Origin of the sequence: Dickeya zeae NCPPB 2538, from assembly GCF_000406165.1 — a bacterium.
GTDB lineage: Bacteria > Pseudomonadota > Gammaproteobacteria > Enterobacterales > Enterobacteriaceae > Dickeya > Dickeya zeae.
In genome coordinates this window covers 2,757,569-2,783,879 of the sequence record NZ_CM001977.1, presented here as the reverse complement: position 1 = coordinate 2,783,879, position 26,311 = coordinate 2,757,569, and the positions used below count along the sequence as shown (strand labels likewise).

Sequence of the window (26,311 nt, the reverse complement as noted above, 5' to 3'; positions counted from 1 at the left end):
CTTATCAGGCATAGCCTCTCAGTGGTGGCGTTAACGACAGGCGTGCAGTAATTGGTCGGCAAGCCGCTGTTCGGGCTGGCGGCTGAGGTGTTGCAGGCTGCGCCAGGCGGTCTCCAGATTGCGTCGGATATAGTCGCGGTTTTCCGGATACAGCTCGCTGCGCCACTGGGTGATGGAAAGGGTCAGCGTCAACCGGGCGGCGATGAGGCAGGGCAACAGGCTGATTTCCTGCTCGGTGAGTGGCAACCGGGCGTGGTAGGCGGTGACAAACGGTAGGATCCACACCAGCGGCTCGGATTCATCACCCACCTGATAAGCCAGCGCGGTCGCCAGTTCATTGATAAGCGGCGCGTACAACGCATCACCAAAATCGATGATGCTATCAATGCGCGGTAGCGCGGCGCAGGTATCCACCAGCACGTTATAGGGATTGAGGTCGTTATGAATCAATTGGTGGCGCAGGCTGGATTGAATCGGCGCCACGGCGGTTTCCCAGCGGGTCAACCACTGGAGAATTAACTGCCGCTGTTGTGCGTTTTCGACATAACGCAGCCAGTCATGGATCCGCTCCAGATGGGCGATATCCCACAACAGGTCTCGCGATGCTGCCGGGTGGCTAAAGTCTCGCAAGGCGAGATCCAACTGTGCCAGCGTATCGCCGAGTCGAGCTGACAGCGTTGACGAGCGCGCCACCCGGTGCAACGGCTGTCCGAAGGACCAGGTGATAAGACGGATATAGTGCATCTGTCCGTCAATCATCAACGCAGGGGAGGGATTATCCCACCGATTACGGATGATGCGAGGCACCGGCAAGGTGGTGTCAACGCGGGCCAGATGAAGCAAGATCTCCGTCTGCACATCTCGTATCGGTGCGGGTTCAGCAGAGTTGATCACTTTCAGCATATACTGGCCGTGGGTAGCAGTGACGAGGTGAAAGTTGGCGTCACGCTCGCCGGGCAGTGGCGTCATGCTGCCATCCAGCCCGTATTGCTGGCGCGCTATCTGCTGTGCCTGTACCGCCGAGAGTGACGGTACCTCTGTAGTGAACAGGACGAGCGGATCAGACATGCTGGCCTCCGTTGACATGGATTTCCGCCCCGTTGATGTAAGACGCCCCCTGGGTACAAAGGAAATAGACCAGCGACGCGACCTCTTCTGGCTTGCCCAGACGTTTCATCGGGACAGTCTGCTCGACAATATCCTGCGTGCCGGGCGACAGGATCGCCGTATCGATCTCACCGGGTGCAATGGCATTAACCCGAATACCGTATTTCCCGAAGTCATGCGCCATTTCCCGCGTCAATGCGGCCAATCCCGCTTTGGAGGTGGCGTAAGCCGCCCCTGCGAAAGGGTGGACACGCGAACCGGCAATCGAGGTGACATTAATGATGCTGCCTTGTGCCGCACGCAGTTCGTCAAATAATCCATTGGCGAGAATGGCAGTGGAAAACAGATTGACGTTAAACACCCGTATCCAGGTGGCGTAATCGGTGTCGCGTACGCCGAGTCGTGCACCGCCTTCACCTTTCGGGGAGATGCCCGCGTTATTGACCAGCGCGTGTAACTGACCGCCGAGTCGCTCTTTGATCATCGGCAGGCTGGCTTCCAGCGCGGTAATATCTTCCAAATCAAGATGAATGTGATTCAGTAATCCTTCAGCCCACGGGCAGTCTTCCACCCAATTTTGGCGCGATGCGGTGAAAATCTTCCAGCCAGCGGCGTGGAAGTGTTTGACTGTGGCGTGGCCAATACCCCGGCTGGCGCCAGTCAGTAGTAGTGTTTTCGTGTCAGACATGATGATCGCCTTAATGATATATGATGCATCATAAATTATAGCAAACTCAGGTAAGGGCAAGAGGTAAAGGACCTGCACCGTCTATTTTTGTCTTAATAAATTGAAAAATAGTTATTTTTTTAACGGTTATTTATCGGCCCAGGCGTTGAAGCGTTGCTCCAGCTCTTCGCCGTGCTCGATCCAGAAGGCGGTATCAATGCCCACGGCTTGTGCCAGGTTTTGTTGGTTGGTAGGGATATCGGCGGCGATCGTCGGCGACAGCGTATCCATCGTATGTTTATTGGTTGGGCCGTAAGGGATGGTTTCGGCAAAGACCTTTTGATGCTCCGGCTGACTGGCAAAGGCGATGAACTGCTCGGCGATGGCGCGATGTTGACTGCCTTTGACGATGGCCCAGCTATCGAGGTCATACAGGCTGTCCTGCCATACGATACGGAAATCATGGCCTTCTTTACGTGCGGCGGTCACCCGCCCGTTATACGCCGATGTCATGACGACATCGCCGGCCACCAGCCACTGCAAGGGTTGTGCTCCAGACTCCCACCACTGGATCGACGATTTTATCTGGTCGAGTTTTTTAAACGCACGGTCCACGCCAGCTGGCGTTGCCAGCACCTGATAGACCTCGTCCCGTTTTACGCCGTCCGCCAGCAGGGCAATCTCCAGCGTGAACTTAGCGCTTTTACGCAGCGCCCGTTTACCGGGGTAGGTGTGGATATCCCAGAAATCGGCCCAGCTTTTTGGCCCGTTTTTCAGCTTGTCACTGTTATAGGTCATCACCGTTGACCACAGGAAAATCCCGGCACCGCATTCGGATACCGAGCCTTTGACAAAGTCGTCTGCATTACCGAGCTTTTTCCAGTCCAGCGTCTCAAACAATCCTTCACTGCACCCGCGCACCAACTCCGGGCTTTCCACTTCCACCACATCCCAACCGACCTGGCCGGTCTGTACCATGGCGCGGATTTTCGCCATTTCTCCGTTGTATTCTCCCGCCTCTACCGTACCTAATCCTGCCTGCTGGAACGGTGTGTAAAAGGCTTTTTGCTGGGCCTCTTTATTCAGACCGCCGAATGAGATGACAGTGAGTGTTTCTGCCTGAGCAGCCAAGGTAGTGCTTATCAGGCCGGTAATGAACATCAGTTTTTTCAGCATGGCGTTTTCCTCATGGTGTGTAATGATGCAGCGTGGTTGTTTTTATGATGTATGATGCATCATATGTGCCAAAAAATAATCGGACACAAAGAAATCCAAATCAACTGATTGTTTTTATTGTCTTATTTTTAAACTCACTGTTAGTGACGATGGTGGTGGCATAGCGCCATGATGCGTGAACGACTGGTATATGCACTTATTTGGGGAAATAGGCGTAAGTGGGTGCAACAGCAAGTTGAAGAGTAATAGAAGGATCCCCTGCGTTATCGTGGCCGGAAAAGCTGTTTCATCTTGGATGCTTGGATACAGGGTTATTTTGCTAGTGTAGGTTGCGAATCAGCTTACTAACATCAACCAGACATACACCGGGTTGTAACAAGCAAGAATATAGATGAAGCAAAAGGATTTGAAGACCTGATTATATTAAGATCTTTTTATTTATCATCTTGAAGATGTGGGGACTTTCATCGTATCATATATTATAAAATATTCAGATTAACATTGATTATCTTATGCGATTATTTTTGCCCATAAAGTCAGATTATCTCCCTTTTTCCACAAAGGAATGGTGATTTAGATTTCGATATTTTATTTACTTATGAGGTAAGTTTTTTATTAGTTGGGTTTATAATTAACTAACAGGGAGAAAAAATTACTGAATAGGATAGGTTTTGCGTTAAAGATAGATTTCGCTAGGATTTTTTTTATTTTTTTTCTACACAGATGTAAGTATTGATTGAGAGGAAATATGAAAGTTAAGATGGTATTTGCAATTTTTGCTGCACTTATGTTGGCTGGATGCTCTTCATGGGTGTCTGGGAATAAAATGTTGGCGGATAAAACATTAACGGATCAACAAATAAAAGCCAAGATTACTGATAATAAAACAACTATTTCGCAGGTTAATGAATTATTTGGTGATAAGAAGGAAGAGGGGAGGAGTTCTATTTCAAAGTCATTTCCTAACGGAGTTTATAATATCGCCACGTATAGAGGACATCTCAATGATTTAGGTGGCACATATGCTCATCGTAAATTGGTTGTGGCATATAATAAAGATGGTCTCGTGATAAATCATGATATTTTTGTTGATAATTTCAGAGAGAAAAATAAATTTGAAAAGGATCCTTTAAATATTAGGATTGATGCCTTTAATACTCTAAATAAAGGGGATTCCGAGTCATCCGTACTAAATTTATTAGGACAGCCCAGGCTGAAAACTTTCGCTGATGATGGCAATGTTTTGTGGGTATACAGCAAGACCGCTATCTCTAGAGATGCATCATCGTACATTCCATTGTATAACTATGCTAAGGGTACGGAATCAGGTGTTTCGGATAGATTATATGTCGAGTTAAACGGTGGAAAAGTCGAGAATGTATATTTGCCTTCAGTTTCTATTACTCAAGGTAGAGGTGCGGTGAATGCTGAAGAGTATAATGAAAAAATGTTAAATCTCAAAAAGAAGTATGAGTGAATAAAGTATTTTTAGATGAACTGATTAGTTATCTGAGTTGTCACCACTAAGTTGATATTACTTTTAGCGCCTATCGTAGTTCGTAGGCGCTATATTGCAGTTTGTTTGGACTTATGGGGCGGGTGTATAGTGTATCCTGTCGCTGTATGTTGATGGCTCAGTGTGCGCTCAGCACCTCAAACCCGCCGTTCCCTTCCCAGCCTTCAAGGCGTTGGTATAGCTGTTCCACCGCTCGGGTGACTTCCGGACTAATCGGGAAATAAAACGCCACCAGTGCTGGTTGAATACCGACGAAAATCACTTCGGGAATATCTTCCTTCAGGCTATCGATCAGATAGTTCAGCGGCAGGCTGTGGGTATTCATCAGCATGTCTTCGGCGATGCGGTCCGGGTCGACGATACGGATTTCACCTGGTGCCAGCCCCATATCGGTGGCATCCACCACCAGCAGGCGACGGGGTTTGAGTTCCCGCAGTGTGTGTGCCGCATTTTCCGGAATGGCTCCGCCGTCGATGACTGACCAGCCCGCCACCGGATGCTGGTTCATCCGCTCTGCCAACAGCGGGCCTGCGCCATCATCCCCCATCAGGGTATTGCCGACCGCCAGCACGATATTTTCGATATACAGTGGCGCTTCATTGTGCAGATGTTCAGTCATCGATACGTTTCACCATCAGATAAAGAGCTGGTTCCCGTTGCATCGCGGCGAGATACTCCATCAATGTCGCGGTCCATTCCGGGTGACTGTCGTGTTGAGCCAACGCGCTGAAAGCACCGCCCAGCAGGGCGGTGTGGGTATGGTCGATGGTTATCTCACCAAAGCGTAACAGGCCGAGCATTTTGCGGCGGGCTTCGTCATCGCTCAACTGGCCGACCCAACCTTCGAAGTCCGCCAGCGGGCACTGCAATACCTGCTTCAGGCAGTCGATGACGCCAACGTGATGACCAATCGCCAGCGAGTAGTACATCACCTGTTGCGCCTGTTCCGGTATTTTGTCGCGGCTGTCGAGAAATTTGCGGTTCAGGGCATAGAAACGCACACTGCTCATCACAGGATCTCCCCATTTAACATGGCATGGTAGATGCGCAGCAACCGGCCAGCGATTTCGTTCAGCCGTGGGTCGTTGTGCTGATCAAGCCAGCCGGTAACGCGCTGCTCAAACCCTTCCAGCGGCTGGTTTTCCAGCAGGCCAAGGAAACGATCGCTGATTTCCCGCCCCTGACGGTACCCCGCCATCAGACGGGCTTCCCGTTCTACCTGCACGCGTAAATCCAGCGGCAGTGCCGGATGAATCAGTGCGGCTTTCTCATTGTCGCCCTGCTGGTGGTCGCTGCCGTGCAGTTTTTGCTCCAGCAGCCCCAGTGCGACCGCAAAACCGTAAATCGTTGCGGCAGGCGTCGGCGGGCAGCCGGGGATATACACATCGATCGGCACAATTTTGTCGCTGCCACCCCATACACAGTACAAGTCGTGGAAGATGCCGCCGCCGCAACCGCAGGCACCGTACGAAATACAGATTTTCGGGTCCGGCGCGGACTCATAGGCACGTAACGCCGGTGTGCGCATCGCGCGGGTGACCGCACCGGTGAACAGCAGAATATCGGCATGGCGTGGTGACGCCACCACCTTGATACCGAAACGTTCGGCGTCGAACAGCGGCGTAATGGCAGAGAAAATTTCTATCTCGCAACCGTTGCAGCCGCCGCAGTCCACACGGTAAACGTAGGCGGAACGCTTAATATCTTTCAGCAGCGTTTTTTTCAACTGCTGAGCGTGTTCGTCCAGCGTAATTGGAGTGGTCTGGTAATGGTCGACCCCATTGGGCAGCATACTCATTGTGCATTCCCCTTGTGAGTGGACGGGGCGGACAGGTGCTGGCTGAGCTGCACGTTGCCCTGATGGTTCATGTTCTGTTTGCGTTTGCAGTCCGGACAGGTTTCAAACTGGTGGCGGCGTGCTTCCACCTCATTTTCCGGTACCCCTGCGTGTGCCAGCAGCGCCATGGCGTACTCCACTTCTTTTTGCGGGGCGAACGGCTGTTGGCAAACATGGCAGTTTAGTAGACGGAAGGTGGCACGCTGATACAGGTCGGCCTTGTTGGCGACCGCCATTTCAAACTCTTGCGACAACACGATGGCGCGGGTCGGGCACACTTCTTCACAACGGCCGCAGAATATGCAGCGGCCGAGGAACAGTTGCCAGGTACGGGTGCCGTTGTCCAGATCGTTGGCCATCGTCAGGGCATTCGCCGGGCAGGCCATGGTACAAGCAGCACAACCGATACACTGCTCCGGGTCATACTCCGGTTTGCCGCGAAATCCGGTGGGTACCGCCAGCGGCGCGAACGGGTATTTCACCGTACTGTTGCCTGCCTTGAGGATGGTTTTAAACAATTTAATCATGGGGCCTCCCTCATTTCAGCGGCGAGCGGGTACGTTCCAGCCCGTAGCGTTCGATCTCTTTATACGGCACGGTGGTGATTTTCTTTTTACGGACGTCCACCAGTGTGACTCGGTCGGTACAGGAGTAGCAGGGGTCAAGGCTGCCGATGATCAGCGGCGCATCCGAAATGGTGTTGCCGCGTAGCATAAAGCGCAGCACCGGCCAGTTGGCATAGGTGGCGGCACGGCAGCGCCAGCGGAACAGCTTCTGGTTATCGCCGGTCATACTCCAGTGGATGTCTTCACCGCGCGGCGCTTCGGTAAAGCCCAGCGCAAACTTATGCGGTTGATAGTTGATGTGCTCGTTGAGGATTGGCCCTTCCGGCATGTTGTCCAGCCCGAATTCAATCATCGCCAGCGAGGTGAACACTTCGCGTACTCGCACCAGTACACGGGAGTAGACGTCGCCACCGTCCAGGTGATGCAGTTCCATCGGCAGGTCCAGATAGCCGGAGAACGGATGGTCGACACGCACATCGCGCTGGAAGCCGCTGGCGCGAATCATCGGGCCTACCGGGCTGTAGTCACGCGCGATCTGACGGTCCAGCACGCCGATACCCTGGGTACGTTGCGTCATGTTGGCAGTGCCCAGCAGCATGTCCGTCAGTTGTGTAACTTCTTCGCGCATTTCACGAATCAGTTTGATGGTTTTCAGCCGGTCTTCTTTCAGGATGTCGCGGCGAATACCGCCAATCAGATTCAGGCCGTAGGTTTTACGCGCCCCGGTCAGCATTTCGGCGATTTGCATAGATTTCTCACGCACCCGGAAGAACTGCATGAAGCCGGTGTCGAAACCTACAAAGTGGCTGGACAGCCCGATGTTCAGCAGGTGACTGTGCAGACGCTCCACCTCCAGCAGAATGCTGCGGATCGTGTGGGCGCGGGCGGGTACTATCACACCTAACGCATTCTCGATAGACGAGGTATAGGCCACGCTGTGGGTGAAACCACAGATGCCGCACACCCGGTCGGACAGGAACGTGACTTCGTTGTAACCCATGCGGGTTTCCGCCAGCTTTTCCATACCGCGATGCACGTAGAACAGGCGGTAATCTGCATCAATGATTTGCTCACCGTCGACGAACAACCGGAAATGCCCCGGTTCATCGGACGTGATATGCATGGGGCCGATAGGCACGACACGGCTGTCGCCGGTGGCTTCATTAATAAAGGTGTAGGATTCGTCATCACGAGTAGGGGCCGGGCGCTGGCGGTAATCCATGGCGTCTTTACGCAGCGGGTAGAGTTCGTCCGGCCAGTCATCCGGCAGCACCAGTCGGCGCTCATCCGGCAGGCCGACCGGAATCAGCCCGTACATATCACGCACTTCACGCTCGCCCCACACGGCGGCAGGCACACGCGGTGTCACCGAGGGGAATTCCGGCACGGTCGGGTTAACCAGCGCTTTCACTACCACCCAGCACTTCTCACCCTGTTCCATCGACAGCACATAGTAGATGGCGAAATGGCCGTTGAGGGTGCGTTCGTCGTTACCAAACAAGACGGACAACCAACCGCCGTGCTGGTAGTAAAGGTATTCGACGACTTCCGGCAACTGATGCAGTTTGACGGTGATCGTCAATTGGTTGGCGGTTTGCCGTTCTTCTTCCAGAATCGCCGTCGGGAATTGCTGTCTGACATGAGCGACATAATTCGCGCCCAGATTTTCAGCGTTGGTCGCGTTGGATGAATTAATCACGGTACATCTCCTGACGGGAAGGGGTTAACGATGAAGCAGGTGCGGTATCTGGTGTGCGTGCGCTCAGCGCGGGCCAGCCCATGCTGGGTTGTCCCTGTTCACCGGCTTGATTGCCGTTCAACGCATTACCGTTCAACACAATGGCCGTAGCGCGCTCAAGTAAATGGGTAACCGGCTGCGGAATGCGGGTACCCATCACCAGCATTAATACCAGCAGGATCAGCATCGGCGCGGTGGTGAGCCAGCCCAGCTCGCCTTTACTGACCGCTTCCGGCTTGCTACCCAGCACACTGGTGGCGATCATGCGCACCAGCCCGGCGAGCACCACGGTCAATAGCACCAGTAACACCAGCACCAACGGTAAATGGCCTGCATGGATACCGGCGGTTACCGTCATAAATTCACTCAGGAACACGTTGAATGGCGGCATGCCGCCAAGCGCCAGTGCGCCACCAGCCAACAGTGCGCCGGTAATCGGCGCAACACGCAGGATGCCTTTCACCGCATCCATATCGCGGGTGCCGTATTTCAGCAGTACGTTACCGGAACCGCAGAACAGCAGGGTTTTCGCCAGACTGTGATTCAGGGTATGCAGCAGTGCTGCCAGAATGCCGAGCGGGCCACCGATGCCGAGGGCGACGGCGATCAATCCCATGTTTTCCACACTGGAATAGGCCAGCAGACGTTTCATGTCGCGCTGCACCAGAATCAGGAACGCCGCGACAGCTACCGACAGCAGACCGAAGACCAGCAACAGCCGTTGCGGGAATTCCGGGCCGATGGCCGCACTGATCAGGATGGTGTAGCGCACGATAACCAACAGTGCGCAGTTGAGCAGTACCGCAGAGAGCAGGGCACTGGTCGGGCTTGGCGCTTCACTGTGGGCATCCGGTAACCAGGCATGCATCGGGAACAGGCCGGTCTTGGTACCGAACCCGATCAGAATAAAGATAAATGCCAGATGCATCAGCGTGCTGTCCAGCTCACCGGCGTGCTTGAGTACTTCCGTCCAGAAAATGGCATTGCCCGGTTCTGCCATCACGTTGGCGGCGTTGGCATACACCAGAACTGTACCGTACAGACCGAACGCAACGCCGACGGTACAAATAATGATGTATTTCCAGGCCGCTTCCAGCGAGGAACGCTGACCGTACAGCCCCACCAGAAACGCTGAACTCAAGGTAGTGGCTTCAATCGCCGCCCACATCAGGATCAGGTTATTACTGGTGATCACCAGCAACATGGTGAACAGGAACAGATGGAAGAAGCCGTAGTAGTGGCACAGCGTGGTAACGCTGACTTCGCCGCTGTCGACTTCGTGGCGCATGTACCCCATTGAGTAGAGGCCGGTAAGAAAGCCGATGACGCCAAGAATCGCCAGGAATAGCGCACTCAGGCTGTCGAGGTGCAGCCAGCGATGTGCTGCCAGCAATTCACCTTGCTGGTAGACAGTCCAGACTACCAGTAATGCCACCAGCAGCAGGGCGCTGATGCCTGCCAGATGAATCAGGCTCACTAGCGAGCGTGCTGCCGCGCCAGTAAAGCGGCAGGCGAACGCCAGCAGGGCGACGACAAACGGCACACCCAGCAGCAGGGAAAAAAGATCCAAAGTCGTCATGGTTTCATCCTTTCAACGCAGTCAGTTGCTGAACATCCAGCGTGTGCAGCGTGCGGTGGATTTTGCGTGCCATCAGCGCCATCACGATAACAGCGAAGATAGCGTCGGTCGCGATGCCGATTTCCACCAGTTCAGGCGCGCGGTAAGCCAGCAGCGCCAGCGTCAGGTGAGCGCCGTTCTCCATTAAGCAGTAACCAAACACCTGTTTGAGGATGTTGCGCTGGCTGACGATGCACAGCAGGCCAATCAGGAAGTGGCCGAGTGAGACCGCCAGCACCGGCTTGAGGTCATTGACCATCGGCAGTTTCACCGGTGAGACGGCAAAGTAGCTCAGTAGCACAATCAAGGTGGCGATCAGTATCAATGTGGCGGTGCCAATCACACCGCCATCGGCTTTCGGGTCGGCCAGTCGGCAGAAAGCAAAGCTCATAATGGCGGGGACCATCACCACCTTGGTGATAAAGGCGGTCAGTGACCACAGATACAGCTCATGCGAGCCGAGTAGTCCACCCAGCGAGATAAAGATAAGCACCAGCACCAGCGACTGTAATGCATACAGCGCGGCGGACACCGTAGGTTTTCTGGCCGCGATCACCAGCAACGAGGTGATGATCAGCAAACCTGCCAGATTATTGACGAGAAGTGATCCAGTCATGGGAGTTCCTTATTTCAGCCAGAGTGCGGCGATAACGCTGGAGCACAGCGACATCACTATCAGCACCAGCAGCACCAGGTTCATCGACATCGGCACTGGCGTTGCGGATGCCACTTCCTCGGAGGGCTCGCCCGGCACCGTGCGACCAAACCAGTAGAGGAACCAGGCAAAGCTGGCGACCGACTCCACCAGTACGACTATCATCAACGGCAGTAACCACCAGATGTCGTTGGAAAGCGCAAACCCGGCGGCAAACAGCGGAAACTTGCTGAAAAAGCCGTTGAACGGGGGAACGCCGGTGATCGCCAGCGCCGCGACACAAAAGCCGATACCCAGCAGTGGCAGGCGGGCCATCATGCCGCGTAACTGCGGCAGCATGCGGGTACCACAGCTGTAGCTGAGCGCACCAGCCACCAGGAAGAACAGGCTCTTGGCGTAAGCATGGTTGAAGATGTAGGCCATACCGGCGTCAAAGGCCATGCGCGAACCGAAGATGGACAGCGACAGCGCCAGGAAAATGTAAGCCAGCTGGGTGATAGTGGAGTACGCCAGCAGTCGCTTCATGTCTTTTTGCGGCAGATACATCAGGAAGCCGTACACCAGCGTGATCGTCGCCATGATGACGCCAACCACACCGATAACATGTGGCACCTCAACGGCGGACAAAATCGCGCGGGCGAAGATATACACGCCGACTTTCACCATTGAGGCGGCGTGTAGATACGCACTCACCGGTGTCGGCGCTTCCATCGCATCCGGCAACCAGACATGCAGTGGCAACTGGGCTGATTTACCCCAGGCGGCGAACAGAATGCCGCTGAAGACTATGATTTTGCTGCTGTCGTCCAGTTGCGCGATGGCACTGAGCGCGAAGGTACCGGTGGTGGCGAACAGCCAGGCCGCAGCCAGATACAAGCCCACAGAAGCGACGTGGGTCACCAGCAGCGCTTTGAGCGCGGAACGCAGTGACTTCGGTTTCTGGTAGTAGCCGATCAACGCCCAGGAACAACCGCCGGTAATTTCAAAGAACAGCAGTTGACCAAGGATGGTGGATGACAGTGTTAACCCGGCCATCGCACCGATGAATACCAGCAAAAACGCGTAGTAGCGATTGCTGCCATCGTGCGGGTGTTCGCGGTTGCCCAGCGTCAGGTAGCCACAGGAATAGAGGCTCACCAGGAAACCGAGGGAGACCACCGCAAAGCCTATCAACAGGCTGATGCGGTCGAACACGAAACCGAATAAATCTGCCTGACCGTAACGATAAAGCGGCACGACCAAATCGGTTTTTCCGCCATCGAAATAGCGCCAGGCCAGCAGCGCCATACCGAGCGTCGCCAGCAGGGCGAACAGCGTACATAACCCTTTGGCCAGGCGCTGCGGTGCAAACGCTATCAGCAGCGCGCCGAGAAACGGCAGCAGTAGGGTGGCAAGAGCAATATTCTCCATGATGGATGTCGACTCCTTATAATCCAGTCAGGTAGAAAACGAACGCCAGCGCCGCGACACCGAATCCGAGCCAGGTAACTCGGCCGGTCAGCAGGAAGCGCCCGCGCGCCAGGCTGTTTTCGATAGCCGCAGCGATGACAAACACCACCACCAGCTTGATGAACAGCGCCAGCGCACCCCACAGCAGGCAGGCGACAGACAACGTCTCTGCTTTGCCGAACGGCACGAAAATCGACAGAAACAGCGTAGCGACCACCACTTGTTTGAGGCTGATGCCCCATTTCACCAGCGCCAGCCCGGCACCGGCGTATTCGGTCAGCGGCCCTTCCTGTAGTTCCTGTTCGGCTTCCGCGACATCGAACGGGATTTTGCCCATTTCAATGAAGGTGGCGAACGCACAGGCCAATAAAGCCAGCACGGTAGCGGTAGGGGAGACCCAGTGACCGCTCGCCAGTTTGATGCTGATGTTGCCGATATTGGTGGAACCGGCCACCAGTGCTACCACCAGCAGCGCGAGCATCAGAATCGGCTCTACCAGAATACCGAGCGTCAGCTCGCGGCTGGCACCGATACCGGCGAAGGTGCTGCCGGAGTCGAGACCAGACAGTGAAAAGAAAAAGCGAAATACCGCAAACAGGTACAGCAGGGTGATGACATCCCCCGCTGCGCCGAACGGCGACGCGTCGGTCATCGCTGGCAACGTCATTGCCACCAGCAGCATGGTGCCGAGCAGGATGAATGGCATTAGGCGAAAGACGCCACCGCTGTGCTGAGGTGCCACTTCCTGGCGTCGCAGCAGTTTGACGATGTCACGATAATCCTGCAGCAGCCCTGGCCCCTGTCGTGAGTGCATTTTGGCGCGCAGCACACGCGACAGACCGGACAGCAGCGGTGCCACCGCCATCAGCAGTACGGCTTGCAACAGCGCGCACAGCAGCGGAAATATGAGTGAACCGTGAGTCATGTTCCGTCTCCTTAAACCAGAGTGACCAGCAGCAGGGCCACCAGCGCCGCCACGACATACAGGCAGTACACCCGAAAATCGCCGTGCTGAATCCATTGCACCGCCCGACTGATGCGTTGCACGATGCTGACAACCGGCATGACCACATGATCGTCCCAGACAGGTTCGGCACGCGCTGCTGCTTGCGTGGTTTTCTCCAGCGCCTGCTGCATGGCGGGGGCTGGGTTGAGGGTTTTACGCACGCGATAGAGTGGGGCGAACATCACCCGCAACGGCTGGGTAAAGCTACCGGCAGACGCTGACATGGCTTGTTCGTAGCCATAGCCGCAGGCCCAGGGGGTACCTTTCTGGCGAAAGTCGAGGCGAGAACCACGCAGCAGGCTGTAAATCATCAGCGGCAACAACGGCAGCGCCAGCAGCAGAATGAAGATCAGCGGGGTGTTGAGGCTGGTCTGCTGACTGTCGCCGGGGAATACGCCCAGTCCTTGCGCCATGGCGACCGTCGGGGTGTGTGCCAGGTCGGCAGCGATACGGGTAATGACCGGTGCCACCACACTGGCACCGATGCCAAGCAGGATGCATAGCAGTGCCAGCAGCAGCATGGCGAGTGTCATCGGCCAAGGGACTTCACGGGCGTGCGAAGCTTTTTCACTGCGCGGTGCGCCACAGAAGCTAATGCCATACACTTTGACGAAGCACATCGCCGCCAGCGCACCGGTGATGGCCAGCATCACGATGGCAATCGGGGCGACCAGTCGCAGACCCATGCCGCCGTTATGGCTGAGGGTGAACAGCGACTGGTAGGTAAACCATTCACTGACGAAGCCATTGAGAGGCGGCAGGGCGGATATCGCCATACAACCCACCAGAAACGCCAGTGCGGTTTTTGGCATCAACCGCGCCAGTCCGCCCATTTTTTCCATGTCTTTGGTGTGGACGCGGTAGATAACCGCACCGGCACCGAGGAACAGCAATCCCTTGAACACCGCATGATTGAGCAGGTGATACAAGCCACCCAGCAGGCCCAGCAACGCCAGCAGCGGATGATGGGTGGCGATACCGATCATGCCGGCGCCGACGCCCATCAGAATGATGCCGATGTTTTCTACCGTGTGGTACGCTAGCAGACGCTTGATGTCATGTTCGGCCAGTGCGTACAGCACACCCAGCACTGATGAAACCGCGCCGAATGCCAGCACGACGACGCCCCACCAGGTCTCTGTCGCCCCGAGTAAATCAATACCGACTTTGATGATACCGAACACCCCGATCTTCACCATCACACCAGACATGAGTGCGGAGGCGTGCGATGGGGCGGCCGGGTGTGCACGGGGCAGCCAGCCGTGTAACGGTAGCATCCCGGCTTTGGCACCAAAACCGAAAAACGCCAGCAGGAATACCGCGGAAGCCTGAGGAGCCGACAACGACGCGTGGCGGAAATCCGCGAAGTCGAGGCTGGCGCTGTGGCGATAGAGCAGGAAGAACGCCGCCATAATCAGCACGGAACCGGCGTGGGCAATCAGGAAGTAGAGCAACCCGGCGCTGACGGCTTCGTCATCCTGATCGGCAATGACCAGGAAGTAGGAGCTGAGCGACATCACCTCGAACAGCACAATGAAGTAGAACGCGTTATCCACGATCACCAGCGCGACCATCGAGGCGACAAACAGGTTCATGAAGAACCCCATCGCCCAGGCACCGCGTCCGCGATACTCTTCCAGATAGGCCAGTGAATACAACGCAGATACCGCTACCAGTAGCGAAATCACTAACGTCATAAACGCCGCGAGTGTGTCAAAGCGCAGCGTCAGGTGAGCGAAAGCGTCAAACGGCCCGGCGAATACGGCGGTCAGCACATCGCCGCCGAGCAGTACCGGGGCGGCGGCCAGTACGCCGGCACACCCTCCTGCCAGCGCACACAGCCCGCTTAAGCGGATAGCCAGCGACTCCTGACGGCAGCACAGCAGTGAAAGCACTGCTCCTGCCAGATACAGCGCCAACGACAGCCCCAACCATTGCAGTGGCGTGAATAATTGCAATGCGGTCATCATAGGTTTTGCTCCCTGTCAGCCCCTGTGGGAGGGAAAGGGACGTTGCCCTGCGGCCATTGTGCGGCCTGACGGCGTTTAGCGGCGATAGCATCGTCCAGCGTGGTGTCATCTACCAGATACAACGCGTGGGTCGGGCAGACGCGTACGCATTCCGGCCCTTGTTCGCGAAAATCACACAGGTCGCATTTCACCGCGATGCTGCGAACCCCGGCGTTCCACGACAGCATCGGATGCACTGACGGCAAGCTGACGGGGACATCGGACAGCAATGTCAGCGGGATGTGTTGGTCAAACGCCGTCGGTGTCGCCAGCGGGGTGCTGCCAGATGGCGTGATAGCACCAAACGGGCAGGCGATGGCGCAGAGTTTGCAGCCGATACAGGTGTTTTCATCCAGCAACACGGCGTTGTCCTGATGCGTGATGGCATTGACTGGACAAACTTTCGCGCAGGGCGCGTCTTCACAATGGCGACACAGCACTGGGGCGGTGCCTCCGGCGTCACGCTCAACGGTCAGTCTCGGATGAGACTGCAACCCAGCCTGTCGGTGCACTTGTGTACAGGCCGCCATGCAAGTGTTGCATCCGATACAACGTGTTGGCTCCGCAATGACGAAGCGGTTCATAGCCATACCCTCCGGGGTGATAGAAATGTTTACTTCGCCCCAAGCATATTCCATGCCATAAGAAAAATATGGGTATAATGATTTTAATAATCATGTGGTTATGATTGGTGTGGAATGAATTTCATCCCTGCTGACCATTGTCGTTCGACATTAGTGACGATGTTTTTCGACGAACCATTACGCGATTGTCGTCACCCTCGACAGTGCGTTAGCTCCGTCGGCAGGAAGGTCATTGCCGACAGATTTGACGAGTAGCCCGGTGTGTAGCGGCCTGACGGCCAGGAGAGAGACAACTGACAGTGGTTCGATTTCGCGACAGCGCCCAGGCTGCGCAGGATCATGTCAGCTGGCATCAAATTTGCTTAAGCTGTCAGGGAGAAAGGTGACTAACGAACAGGATGGGTGTTATGTGTCTGGGAATTCCGGGGCAGGTGGTGGAGTGGGCATCAGCGGATCATCAACTGGCATGGGTTGATGTTTGTGGTGTGCGCCGAGAAGTGAATGTGACGCTGGTGCAGGACGAGGGGCAATCGCCTGCCACGTTAATAGGCCAGTGGGTGCTGGTACACGTCGGTTTTGCCATGAGTCGGCTGGATGAACAAGAAGCGCGCGACACGCTGGATGCGTTGCGGCAGATGGAAGAAGTCGAGTCAGATGTGAGCGATTTTTTGACCCGATCGATTTGAAGGAGTAGAGCCATAACTGACATTATGGCTCTGACATCTTGCTTATTTAGCTCGACATACGGACTGTAATGTTCTGTTGCTATCCCGATTAAAATCTACTTTTGCATCATTTTTGGGGTGATGCGCAATATAGTCATCGTTATAAATGTGCTCTATGGTGTAGCCCATATGTATTATAAATGATAACAGTTCTTGTTTTTTCTCGGCGAACCAATGGGTATTCCAGGCTTCAAATGAGAAGGGCGGAAAATTGTTATGCTCCAGAAAACCGACAGCACCTTTTAGTACGTCTAATTCCAGACCTTCTACGTCTATTTTTACAAAACGAGTTTTTTCGTTAAACAGAAGATCGTCGAGCTTGATGACCTGCACGAAATGCGTTTCTTTCGACATGCATCCGCTTATGCCATTACGCTTTCTATACTCATCCACCATTGAAAATGCACCGGCATTGGCCATTTTCTGGTAATCAGGAATAGGGATTTCAATGACTCCATCCTCACTGCCAACGGCCTTATTGAGCGCAGTGACGTTACTCAGCCGGTTTAAGAAGATGTTGCCGCATAGCTGGTAATACACAAATTTCTGCGGTTCGAACGAATAAACAACGCCACCTTGTTTCTCTATTTCGTTTGCGACCGGTACGGTATAAGCACCCAGATTAGCACCAATGTCAAAAATAACCGGGGAATCGAATTCCGAGGTAAATTCATTAGTGACGAGATATAACCATTTTTCCCATTCATCCTTGGTTGTGAGATGTTGTGTTATCAGATCCTGGCCTAGTGTTAAAAAACTTCCTTGCGATGAATTAACTAAATGAACCCTCGGTAACATAAAGCCGCCTTAGTTAAATAAGCGTAAAGTAAGAGATAACTCGGCATAAGCTTAGTAAAGGTTGGCGAGAATGCCACCACGATGACAGATTACAAATTGTGTGGGTTTTACTGTGTAGTTTTGGCGTCTTAATTCACCATGCTTTCGTTTACAACACTTTTTTCCTGTCGAGTAGAAAGGGGAATCATGCGTGCTGTTATATCTCAAAAAATTATAAATAGTAATTTTTCCTTATTTGTATGGAATAACAATACTTCGTATGAATAGTGATAACGAGAATGACAGACAAAGGACAAGGCGTGAACTTTCAACAATTGAAGATCATCCGCGAATCGGCGCGATGCAACTATAACCTGACCGAGGTTGCCAATACCCTGTTCACCTCCCAGTCTGGAGTAAGTCGTCACATTCGCGAACTGGAAGAAGAACTGGGGATTGAGATATTTATCCGTCGCGGTAAACGCTTACTGGGGATGACGGAACCGGGTAAAGAGCTGCTGGTGATGGCCGAGCGTATCCTTAACGATGCCAACCATATCCGGCGGTTGGCGAACCTTTTTAGCGATAACGATGTCGGGCAACTGGTTATCGCCACAACCCATACTCAGGCGCGCTACAGCCTGCCGGGGGTCATCAAAGCATTCCGCGCGCTTTATCCGCAGGTTCAAGTGGTGCTGAATCAGGGAACGCCGGATGAGATCGTCGCGATGCTGGAATCCGGTGAAGCGGATATCGGGATCGCCACTGAACAACTGATCAATGTTACCTCACTGGCCGCATTTCCCTGGTACCGCTGGCATCACGCTATTCTGTTGCCGGAAGGGCATGCACTGGCGCAAGAGCCGGTCATAACGCTCGACAAACTGAGCGCAGTACCGTTAATTACCTATCGTCAGGGCATTACCGGCCGCTCACGCATTGACCGGGCGTTCACTGCTGCGGGCCTGACACCGCATATTTCTATCAGCGCACAAGACTCTGATGTGATCAAAACCTATGTTGAACTGGGGTTAGGCGTGGGGATTGTGGCGGATATGTCGTTCGACGCCACGCGTGACCCCGGTCTGGTTCGGTTGGATGCCCGCCACCTGTTTGAAGCCAACACCGTCTGGCTTGGCCTGAAACGCGGCCAGTTGCAGCGCAACTACACGTGGAAGTTTATTCAGTTATGTAACCCGGAGCTAACGCCGGATGAGATAAAAGCACGGGTGTTTGCCGAGGAGAACGAGGTGGCGATCGATTATCAGATCTAATCGCTGATTGATGCCCGAACGGTGGGCTACGCTGCGTTTCGCCTCGATTTGTATGAGCCATATCAGGCTTATACCGGCGTTCGGCGGTGTTCAATAGACAGTGACGAAACGCATAATTATGAAAACTACCCCGAACGTAGCGCTTGATCTCACGGGAGGGGGATAGTAGCATGCCTCGGCATAACAACAGGTTATGCCTTTTTTATTTTCTTTTGCGATACAAATAGTTGCGCAATTTTAATGAATAACTATTTGATTACGCATTCTGTTTTGGTGAGTCACGCATTTGCCTGTGGGTCACGAGTTTTTGCAAAAATAACCTTCAAACCTCCCCCTTCATCTGTAGCAGTTCAGCATACGCTGGAGCGTTCGATGGCCGTGTTATAGCCATCGGCAAGTAGTCGCAGGGAGCACAGACAATGGATTCGTATTATGAAAAAACAGAAAGTTAGCCTTGCCTGGCAAATCCTCATCGCATTGATTGTCGGTATTGCCGTCGGTGCCTGGTTACATGAAAACCCGGCCAATAAGCTGTGGCTGGTGACCAACGTGTTAAGTCCGGCCGGGGATATCTTCATCCGGTTGATCAAAATGATTGTGGTGCCGATTGTTATCACCACGCTGGTGGTGGGTATCGCTGGGGTGGGTGATGCGAAAAAACTGGGACGTATCGGTTTTAAAACCATCGTTTACTTTGAGGTCATTACTACACTGGCGATTGTGATTGGTATTACGCTGGCCAACCTGTTTCATCCGGGGCATGGCATTGATATGTCGATGCTTACCCGGGTGGATATTTCTCAGTATGAGAAAACCACCGAACAGGTGCAAAGCGGTTCGCACAGTCTGGTGGGTACGATTCTCTCGCTGATCCCGCCCAACATTTTTGCCGCGTTGGCCAAGGGTGACATGCTGCCGGTGATCTTCTTCGCCGTATTGTTCGGCCTTGGGCTGTCATCTCTGCCGCGTGAGCAGCGTGACCCGCTGTTGAACGTGTTTCGCAGTGCTTCGGAGACCATGTTCCGCGTCACCAATATGATTATGCGGTATGCCCCGGTTGGGGTATTTGCGCTGATTGCGGTGACCGTTGCCAATTTCGGGTTCGCTTCGCTGTGGCCACTCGCCAAGCTGGTCATATTGGTCTATGCCGCGATTCTGTTCTTTGCGTTGGTGGTACTGGGCGCGGTAGCGCGTCTGTGTCGGTTACGGATTATGACCTTGATCCGTATCCTGAAAGACGAGTTGATTTTGGCCTATTCCACCGCCAGTTCTGAAACGGTGCTGCCGCGTATCATCCAAAAGATGGAGGCCTACGGTGCGCCGAAGGCGATTACCAGTTTTGTGGTGCCGACCGGGTACTCGTTTAATCTGGATGGTTCAACGCTGTATCAAAGCATCGCGGCTATTTTCATTGCCCAGCTTTACGGTATCGATTTGAGCTTGTGGCAGGAGTTGGTACTGGTGTTGACACTGATGATTACCTCCAAAGGGATTGCTGGCGTACCGGGTGTCTCGTTTGTGGTATTGCTGGCGACCCTGGGCAGTGTGGGGATCCCGCTCGAAGGTCTGGCGTTCATTGCCGGGGTAGACCGTATTCTGGATATGGCGCGTACGGCACTGAACGTGGTGGGTAACGCCCTGGCCGTGCTGGTGATTTCCAAGTGGGAAGGGCAGTTTGACGAAGAAAAAGCGCGAGCCTACGAACTGGAGCAGGCAACAATGGCAGTTCGTCCCGCCGCCAGTCAGGAGTAATCCTGCACGGTGACAACAGGCCATCGGGCATTGTCCGGTTATGAGCTTCTCACCCTCACCCTGCGAGCGTTATGCTGGCAGGGTGTTTTTTTATATCGCGTCATATTGGTATGTTAAGTCCTGTTCCGCTAATCCATTTTGGAGTCTGAGGCATGAAGATAGCGTTGGTTGGGTCGGGGAAGATTGTTGCTGCCTGTCTTGAGGTGCTGGCAACGATGGAGGGGATAGAACTGTGTGCGTTGTGTGTCCGGCAAGGGAGCCGGTCAAAAGGTGAAGCACTCGCCCGTCAATATACTATCCGTTCGTTGTATACCGATTACGATGCCATGCTGCGCGATGAGCATGTCGATGTTGTTTACCTCGGAATACCCAATCATCTGCATTATGCGTATTCCCACCGGGCATTATCTGCCGGGAAGCATGTTATCTGTGAAAAGCCGTTTACATCCAGTTATGCGCAATTACTGAGTTTGGTTACGCTGGCGAAATCAAAAAAGCGTTGTTTGTTCGAGGCGATAACCGCAATTCATACGCCGGGATTCCATTATCTTAAGCAAAACATCGCTGAGATTGGCGACATTAAAATGGTACAGGCGAATTACTCGCAGTATTCGAGTCGTTACGATGATTATGTCAATGGGATCGTACACCCGGCATTTGACCCGGCGGCGTCGGGCGGTGCCCTTTACGACATCAATTTATATAACATTTACCATGCCTGTGCGTTATTCGGCGCGCCGGAGAGCGTGAACTATCTGTGCAATAAAGGGCATAACGGTATCGATACGTCGGGTGTTCTCGTCATGAGTTATCGGACGTTTATTGTGGTGTGTATTGGGGCCAAAGATTCAGCCAGCCCGGCTTATTTCACCGTGCAGGGGACGGCGGGCTATGTGAAAGTTAACGATGCGCCCGGCGTATGCAAGCATGTCGAGTGTGTGAAGCAAGGACAGCTCGCCACATTTGACGATGCAACGGGTAACCACCACATGAAGTACGAGTTCGAGGTATTCAGAGATATTGTCAGCGCCCAGGATCTTTCCCGCTGCTATCAATTGCTGGATATTGCATTGATCGTTGCTCGGGTGCTGGAACAGGCCAGAGCGTGCTGCGATATTGATTTCCCCCTTATTCAAGAATAACCGCCCGACGGCTGGGACCGAACGGGCGGTTGAGGGAGAAACCGGCATGCGCCAGAAGAGCGGTCTGGCGCAATGGTTAACTCAGTAACATTAACTCAGTAGTACCCGTACATGGCGGCGAACACCCAACCGAATACGCTGGAGGTGATGACGCCAATCAGGCCGGGCAGAATGAAGCTGTGGTTAATGACAAACCGACCGATGTGGGTCGTACCGGAGCGGTCGAACTGGATAGCAGCCAGGTCGCTGGGGTAAGTCGGCAGAATGTAGTAACCATAGCAAGCCGGTGCAGATGCCACGATATATGCTGGGTCGACACCAATCGCCAGTGCGACCGGTACGATAGCGGCCAGCGCGGCAGCCTGCGAGTTAACGAACTTGGAGACCAGCAGCAGGATCAGCGCATAAGCCCAGGGGTACTCTTTAACCAACGCCCCCAGCGTATCTTTGATCTGTCCGAGGTGAGCACCGAACATGGTTTCCGCCATCCAGGCGATACCGTACACCGCGACAATCGCAATCATCCCGGAACGGAACACCTCATTTTTCGAAATCGACCCCGGATTGGTTTTGGTGGCGATAATAATGATGGCACCAGACAGCAGCATAAACATCTGGATTACCAGCACCATGGACAGCGGTTTGCCGCCGAAGGTCGGACGCAGGCTTTCGACTGCACCCAGCAGAGCTACCGCCGCGATAGTGGCAAGGAAAATCCACATGGCAACCCAGTTGCTGCGTGGCAGCTTGCGATCCAGCAGGGTGGCGGTGTCACCATAGACGTACTCACGGTTTTCCGGTACGGAAATGAATTTCTGGAAATCCGGGTCTTTATCCAGATCTTTACCCCTGAACCAACTGAAAATCCCGATGGCCAGAATACCCAGCAGGGTAGAGGGAATCGTGATTGCCAGTAAGTCCAGGAACTCGAGGTGTTTACCGTGGAAGGTAAATTTACTGAGCATGGCGACCAGTGATACCACCGCCACGGATACCGGGCTTGCGATAATCCCCATTTGCGCGCCGATCGAGCTGGCTGCCATAGGGCGTTCCGGGCGGATGTTATTCTTGATAGCGACGTCGTAAATAATCGGCAGAATGGTATACACCACATGGCCGGTACCGCACAGAATCGTCAATATACAGGTGACGAACGGTGCAATAATTGACACGTATTTCGGGTTACGCCGCAGCATTTTTTCCGCTACCTGCAGCATAACGTCCAAACCGCCGGAAGCTTGCAATGTCGCCGATGCAGCGACTACGGAAATGATGACCAGCATCACGTCCACCGGTGGTTTCCCAGGTTCTAGTTTGAAAATGAAAACCAGAATGACGAGCCCGATACCCCCTAATAATCCGAGCGCGATACCGCCTTTTCGCGCACCGTAAAACAGGCAGATCAGGACTATGACAAGTTGAATGATAAAGTCCATAGATTCCCCATTACTCAGCATGACGAGTTAATTAATTGAGATTGGATTACTGTCGTCGGAACTACTATAGGGATTATTCCGTCTATTTTTTCTTGATCTAAGTCTACAATTTCCATTGTTTCTTGCCTGTGGGACAAATTAAATGGCGTGTTGGCGAAGATAAGAAAATCGTAGTTTTTTTAGTTTATTAACTATAAGATTAATTTTATAACCTTTAATAAAGATATGTCTTCACGCGTTTGTTTAATTATTTTCGGTGTTTCGATTTTTTGTTTTGGTATGTGTTTTATTTTTGTTGTGGCGGTGTTTTTTTATGGTTTATTTTTTGCCTCAATTTGGTGAGAAGCGTGAACTAACGTTATATGGAAAAATGTACTGTTAGTGACTTTTATTTTTATGTTGTTGATTTTTAATGATTAAATTTTATGGTGATTTGTTGGTTTATTCTATTTTTTCTATGTCAATCATCTGCGGGTTAGTCGGGAATAAATGATAATAATTTTCGGGTCGTCTGGGGGTGTTATTTTATAAATCTATCGGTGGTGTCACATTACTGTACTCATGAGGAAATAAATATAGTACGCCGTGCCTAATAGTATATAGGGTTATTAAAATAACGCGGCAATGACGGTTTTTTTCATCGTGCTCTGTGTCACGCCGCATTATCAAACCCAACCCAAATCGGTTGAGCGAGAGGGTATTAGTCAGCGCTTATTCTGCCAGTCGTGCGTTGACCAATGCAGCCATTGCCGGGCAACCATTTTCGCGTTGTAATCCGTCAATCACGCCCTGGCGGTCTGCCAACGTTCTGTTCTGGCTTACTTTCCATTTACCCTCCAGTGCCGTAATCGGGATTTCCAGCCCGATGATGCCGTTCAGTTGGGCGGCGATAAAGTCGGCCGGCGCATCATCCACACGCCACGGTTGTGAGCGAGCATGCTCATGGGCATCGGTCAGGGCACCGACTTGCTGCCTCAACCACTGTGCGTCGTCAATCACCTTGGGCGTGCCTCGTGCCTGAACCATGACGTAATTCCAGGTTGGTACCGCCTTACCCTGCACTTGTTTGGATGGATACCAGTCCGGCGAAATGTAGCTGTCCGGCCCCTGAAATACCACCAGCACCGGGTCGGCCGTTTTCAATGCATCCACCTGTGGGTTATTACGCGCCAGATGGGCGTGTAAGGTACCGAAGGCACCCTCGTCGGTTAAGAGAAACGGAATGAGGTTGGCCGACAGGCCGCTGGGACCGTTGGTGATCAGCATCGCAAGTGGATGGGCGTGCATCAGTGCGTGCAGTGTGGGCAGCCGTGTTTCGCGAAATACCGGAGGACAATCCATGGCGATAATTCCTTCTGTCGTGGATCGGTAGCGGGTAATGTCATGTCTGCCGGCTATTTTGCGATGAAATGGACTGCAATGAAGAGCCTCTTATACATAATTTTGTCAGTGATATGTGATGTCAGTAATCCCTTTGCTGGTCGATATCAGTTCCCGGTCATTCTCCTTTTGGTGGTAGCTCAGCTACGCTTTAACGATAGCGAATACACGCGTTTTCACACATTGATTCACGATGAGGTGCGCGATGACGAACCCGCGCAGGGTGAACGAGTCGAGAAGATGGCAGGTATTTTGCTAGATGATTGCCATAGGGTACGTCTATAGCTATCGCTTCAGGGGAGCAGGGTATGCACGACAATTTGCTGATTGACATGTTGATTGACGGAAAACGGGTGCTGGGCAATGGAGCGCCTTATACGGTGCACAACCCGGCCACGGGAGAGGCCATCATCACGATGGCGCAGGCGGATCTGGCACAGGTGGATGCAGCCGTAATGGCGGCGGAGGCGGCCTTTGCCCACTGGGGGCAGACAACACCCAAAACACGCGCCACGCTACTGCTGAAGCTGGCGGACTGCATTGAACAGCACGGTGAAGCGCTGGCCCGCCTGGAATCGCTAAATTGCGGTAAACCCTACCATGCGGTATTCAATGACGAGATACCCGCAGTAGCGGATGTGTTTCGCTTTTTTGCCGGTGCTGCACGCTGCCTGAATGGCTCGGCGGCGGGCGAATATCTGGAAGGGCATACCTCGATGATCCGCCGTGATCCGGTGGGGGTCGTGGCCTCCATTGCTCCCTGGAATTATCCGTTGATGATGGCTGCCTGGAAGCTGGCTCCGGCGCTGGCGGCCGGTAACTGTGTGGTGCTGAAACCCGCAGAGCAAACGCCGTTAACAGCATTGTACTTGGCCAGCCTGCTGGCCGACCTGTTCCCGCCGGGCGTCGTCAATATCCTGTTCGGGCAGGGCCGTGAAATCGGCGATGCGCTGACCGGCCATGAGCGGGTGCGCATGGTGTCACTGACCGGCTCTATTGCCACCGGGTCGCATATTATTGGCAACGCGGCGGCCAGTGTAAAACGTACCCACATGGAACTGGGTGGCAAGGCACCGGTTATCGTGTTCGACGATGCCGATCTGGAGCAGGTGACAGACGGTATTCGTAGTTTTGGCTTCTATAATGCCGGGCAGGATTGCACCGCGGCCTGCCGTCTCTACGTGCAGCGCCCCATCTATGACCAACTGGTGGAAAAGCTCGGTAAGGCGGTTGCGTCGATCAAAATCGGCACGCCCGACGACCCGACAACGGAGCTGGGGCCGCTGATCACAGCAGAGCAACTGGAACGGGTGGCTGGGTTTGTCGAGCGTGCCCGTGCACAACCCCACATCCGGCTTATCACCGGGGGAGAACGGGTGCCCGGTGGGGGGTACTATTTCCAACCCACCGTACTGGCTGATGCCCGGCAGGAAGACGAGATAGTTCAGCGTGAAGTCTTTGGTCCGGTAATATCCATTACGCCGTTTGATGATGAAGCACAAGTGGTGGCGTGGGCCAACGACTCCCGCTATGGGCTGGCGTCCTCGGTATGGACGCGGGATATCGGCCGTGCGCATCGCGTTGCCGCCTGTCTGGAATACGGCTGTACCTGGGTGAACACCCACTTCATGCTGGTCAGCGAGATGCCGCACGGCGGGCAGAAACTCTCTGGTTACGGTAAGGACATGTCGGTTTATGGTCTGGAAGATTACACCATCGTGCGGCATGTGATGATCCGCCATTAACCGTAGCGCGATAACCGACGGGCGGTGAAAAAATGCCCAACTGTAGGGCGAACTGCACATAAACGGTGCGTTCGCCTTGTTTTTTGGACGTTTTTTATTCTTTATCCGGTTAGCAATAGCAGGATGTGACAATAAATGAGCAGTTCTGTCTA

At 53.6% G+C, this 26,311-nt stretch carries 23 protein-coding genes; 6 read left to right on the top strand and 17 right to left on the bottom strand.

Annotation, left to right across the window (positions count from 1 at the left end):
- Window positions 1-30: 30 nt before the first annotated feature.
- The 3 genes from DZE2538_RS12205 to DZE2538_RS12195 all read right to left on the bottom strand — a co-directional run bounded on the left by DZE2538_RS12205 (window position 31) and on the right by DZE2538_RS12195 (window position 2,950).
- Complete coding sequence (locus DZE2538_RS12205) at window positions 31-1,068, bottom strand: phosphotransferase (RefSeq protein WP_038916473.1); 1,038 nt, start codon at window positions 1,066-1,068, stop codon at window positions 31-33.
- A complete protein-coding gene (locus DZE2538_RS12200; RefSeq protein ID WP_019844837.1) occupies window positions 1,061-1,795 on the bottom strand; it encodes an SDR family NAD(P)-dependent oxidoreductase in 735 nt (244 codons plus the stop codon). Before DZE2538_RS12200 ends, DZE2538_RS12205 begins: the two co-directional genes overlap by 8 nt.
- Window positions 1,796-1,921: 126 nt before the next feature.
- Window positions 1,922-2,950, bottom strand: coding sequence for an ABC transporter substrate-binding protein (locus DZE2538_RS12195; protein ID WP_050568680.1), 1,029 nt, complete (start codon window positions 2,948-2,950; stop codon window positions 1,922-1,924).
- A 748-nt stretch (window positions 2,951-3,698) separates the two neighbouring features.
- Between DZE2538_RS12195 and DZE2538_RS12190 the strand changes: the two genes are divergently transcribed.
- Complete coding sequence (locus DZE2538_RS12190; RefSeq protein WP_050568679.1) at window positions 3,699-4,427, top strand: membrane lipoprotein lipid attachment site-containing protein; 729 nt, start codon at window positions 3,699-3,701, stop codon at window positions 4,425-4,427.
- A 157-nt stretch (window positions 4,428-4,584) separates the two neighbouring features.
- Here the strand turns inward: DZE2538_RS12190 and hycI are convergent, their stop codons facing one another.
- The 11 genes from hycI to DZE2538_RS12135 are packed head-to-tail and all read right to left on the bottom strand — an operon-like array spanning window position 4,585 to window position 15,928.
- Window positions 4,585-5,085: a hydrogenase maturation peptidase HycI gene (gene hycI, locus DZE2538_RS12185; RefSeq protein ID WP_080638984.1), complete on the bottom strand. Its 501-nt coding sequence runs from the start codon at window positions 5,083-5,085 to the stop codon at window positions 4,585-4,587.
- Window positions 5,078-5,476 (bottom strand): formate hydrogenlyase maturation HycH family protein, encoded by a 399-nt coding sequence (locus tag DZE2538_RS12180; RefSeq protein ID WP_016943629.1) that lies wholly within the window; start codon window positions 5,474-5,476, stop codon window positions 5,078-5,080. Before DZE2538_RS12180 ends, hycI begins: the two co-directional genes overlap by 8 nt.
- Window positions 5,476-6,264, bottom strand: coding sequence for an NADH-quinone oxidoreductase subunit B family protein (locus DZE2538_RS12175; RefSeq protein WP_012885279.1), 789 nt, complete (start codon window positions 6,262-6,264; stop codon window positions 5,476-5,478). Before DZE2538_RS12175 ends, DZE2538_RS12180 begins: the two co-directional genes overlap by 1 nt.
- A complete protein-coding gene (gene hyfH, locus DZE2538_RS12170; protein ID WP_016943631.1) occupies window positions 6,261-6,830 on the bottom strand; it encodes a hydrogenase 4 subunit H in 570 nt (189 codons plus the stop codon). The genes DZE2538_RS12175 and hyfH overlap by 4 nt, the downstream gene beginning before the upstream one ends.
- A 10-nt stretch (window positions 6,831-6,840) precedes the next feature.
- Window positions 6,841-8,568, bottom strand: a complete 1,728-nt coding sequence (locus DZE2538_RS12165; protein ID WP_019844844.1) for a hydrogenase large subunit — start codon at window positions 8,566-8,568, stop codon at window positions 6,841-6,843.
- On the bottom strand, window positions 8,561-10,186 hold the full coding sequence (locus tag DZE2538_RS12160; protein WP_038913627.1) for a hydrogenase 4 subunit F: 1,626 nt from the start codon (window positions 10,184-10,186) through the stop codon (window positions 8,561-8,563). Before DZE2538_RS12160 ends, DZE2538_RS12165 begins: the two co-directional genes overlap by 8 nt.
- A 4-nt stretch (window positions 10,187-10,190) precedes the next feature.
- Entirely contained in the window at window positions 10,191-10,841 is a 651-nt protein-coding gene (hyfE, locus tag DZE2538_RS12155) for a hydrogenase 4 membrane subunit (protein ID WP_012885275.1), read from the bottom strand.
- A gap of 9 nt (window positions 10,842-10,850) precedes the next feature.
- Complete coding sequence (locus tag DZE2538_RS12150; protein ID WP_019844846.1) at window positions 10,851-12,290, bottom strand: hydrogenase 4 subunit D; 1,440 nt, start codon at window positions 12,288-12,290, stop codon at window positions 10,851-10,853.
- A gap of 16 nt (window positions 12,291-12,306) precedes the next feature.
- A complete protein-coding gene (locus DZE2538_RS12145) occupies window positions 12,307-13,254 on the bottom strand; it encodes a respiratory chain complex I subunit 1 family protein (RefSeq protein ID WP_019844847.1) in 948 nt (315 codons plus the stop codon).
- 11 nt (window positions 13,255-13,265) lie between these two features.
- Window positions 13,266-15,305: a hydrogenase 4 subunit B gene (gene hyfB, locus DZE2538_RS12140; RefSeq protein WP_038916471.1), complete on the bottom strand. Its 2,040-nt coding sequence runs from the start codon at window positions 15,303-15,305 to the stop codon at window positions 13,266-13,268.
- Window positions 15,302-15,928, bottom strand: coding sequence for a 4Fe-4S dicluster domain-containing protein (locus tag DZE2538_RS12135; RefSeq protein WP_016943637.1), 627 nt, complete (start codon window positions 15,926-15,928; stop codon window positions 15,302-15,304). Before DZE2538_RS12135 ends, hyfB begins: the two co-directional genes overlap by 4 nt.
- Before the next feature lie 407 nt (window positions 15,929-16,335).
- Between DZE2538_RS12135 and hybG the strand changes: the two genes are divergently transcribed.
- The gene (gene hybG / locus DZE2538_RS12130; protein ID WP_019844850.1) at window positions 16,336-16,614 is read left to right on the top strand and encodes a hydrogenase maturation factor HybG; all 279 of its coding nucleotides are present in this window, start codon (window positions 16,336-16,338) and stop codon (window positions 16,612-16,614) included.
- 42 nt (window positions 16,615-16,656) lie between these two features.
- Here hybG and DZE2538_RS12125 read toward each other — a convergent pair whose 3' ends face one another.
- Window positions 16,657-17,451: an FkbM family methyltransferase gene (locus DZE2538_RS12125; protein WP_038916470.1), complete on the bottom strand. Its 795-nt coding sequence runs from the start codon at window positions 17,449-17,451 to the stop codon at window positions 16,657-16,659.
- 299 nt (window positions 17,452-17,750) lie between these two features.
- Here DZE2538_RS12125 and cbl point away from each other — a divergent pair, with 299 nt between their 5' ends.
- The 3 genes from cbl to DZE2538_RS12110 all read left to right on the top strand — a co-directional run bounded on the left by cbl (window position 17,751) and on the right by DZE2538_RS12110 (window position 21,598).
- Window positions 17,751-18,704, top strand: a complete 954-nt coding sequence (cbl, locus tag DZE2538_RS12120) for an HTH-type transcriptional regulator Cbl (RefSeq protein ID WP_012885268.1) — start codon at window positions 17,751-17,753, stop codon at window positions 18,702-18,704.
- A gap of 432 nt (window positions 18,705-19,136) precedes the next feature.
- Window positions 19,137-20,456, top strand: a complete 1,320-nt coding sequence (gene gltP / locus DZE2538_RS12115) for a glutamate/aspartate:proton symporter GltP (protein ID WP_019844853.1) — start codon at window positions 19,137-19,139, stop codon at window positions 20,454-20,456.
- Between the two features lie 152 nt (window positions 20,457-20,608).
- Window positions 20,609-21,598, top strand: coding sequence for a Gfo/Idh/MocA family protein (locus tag DZE2538_RS12110; protein ID WP_038916469.1), 990 nt, complete (start codon window positions 20,609-20,611; stop codon window positions 21,596-21,598).
- Window positions 21,599-21,693: 95 nt separating this feature from the next.
- Here DZE2538_RS12110 and DZE2538_RS12105 read toward each other — a convergent pair whose 3' ends face one another.
- Window positions 21,694-23,034: an anaerobic C4-dicarboxylate transporter gene (locus tag DZE2538_RS12105; protein ID WP_019844855.1), complete on the bottom strand. Its 1,341-nt coding sequence runs from the start codon at window positions 23,032-23,034 to the stop codon at window positions 21,694-21,696.
- A 711-nt stretch (window positions 23,035-23,745) separates the two neighbouring features.
- Entirely contained in the window at window positions 23,746-24,375 is a 630-nt protein-coding gene (locus tag DZE2538_RS12100) for an FMN-binding negative transcriptional regulator (RefSeq protein WP_038916468.1), read from the bottom strand.
- A gap of 347 nt (window positions 24,376-24,722) precedes the next feature.
- Here DZE2538_RS12100 and patD point away from each other — a divergent pair, with 347 nt between their 5' ends.
- The gene (gene patD, locus DZE2538_RS12090; RefSeq protein ID WP_038913633.1) at window positions 24,723-26,159 is read left to right on the top strand and encodes an aminobutyraldehyde dehydrogenase; all 1,437 of its coding nucleotides are present in this window, start codon (window positions 24,723-24,725) and stop codon (window positions 26,157-26,159) included.
- The last annotated feature ends 152 nt before the right edge of the window (window positions 26,160-26,311 follow it).